1 pseudogene is annotated in these 739 nt (G+C 60.9%); it reads left to right on the top strand.

The window, feature by feature from the left end:
- Positions 1–739 (top strand): annotated as a pseudogene (locus tag AD944_RS00120) (IS1380-like element IS1380A family transposase); the annotation flags it as partial.

Here is a 739-nt window from a genome sequence, read left to right as displayed (position 1 = left end):
TGGCACTGGGCTATGAAGATCTCAATGATCACGATGCCCTGCGGCATGACCTGATCTTTGGTCTGGCCTCGGGCCGTCTGTCAGGAGGCCGGGCAAACTGCGCAGCATTGGCTGGCAAATCTACACTGAACCGGTTGGAGCGCAGTGGGCAGCAGGCAGATCGTTACTGCCGCATCATTGCTGATCATGAGGCCCTGGCTACCCTGTTCGTCACGCTCTTCCTTGACCAGCATGAGCACGCACCCGCCCGGATCGTTCTGGATGTGGATGCCACCGATGACCGTATCCATGGCCATCAGGAAGGCCGCGCCTTTCATGGATATTACGGCCATAACTGCTATCTTCCCCTGTATGTCTTCTGCGGGGACCATCTCCTCAGCGCTACCCTGCGCACGGCAGACAGGGACCCGGGGAAGGAAGCACTGGCAGACATCCGCCGGATCGTGGAGCAGATCAGGAGCCGTTGGCCCCGGGTGCGTATCCTGGTGCGTGGGGACAGCGGTTTCGCCCGGGACACTCTGATGACATGGTGCGAAGACAACCACGTTGACTTCCTGTTCGGTCTTGCAGGCAACACCCGCCTGTATGACCGGATTGCCTCTTTGTCCGCTGAGGTTCGTGACGAAGCCGCCACGACAGGCAGGGCTGCGCGCGGTTTCGCCTCCTTTGACTGGATCACAAAGGACAGCTGGACGCGCCGCAGGCGGGTGGTGGCCAAGGCCGAATGGCGTCACGGCAA

Origin of the sequence: Acetobacter tropicalis (assembly GCF_001580915.1) — a bacterium.
In the GTDB taxonomy this organism is placed as follows: Bacteria; Pseudomonadota; Alphaproteobacteria; order Acetobacterales; family Acetobacteraceae; genus Acetobacter; species Acetobacter tropicalis.
The sequence above is the reverse complement of the archived record's forward strand: the minus strand, read 5'-3'. Positions and strand labels throughout refer to the sequence as shown.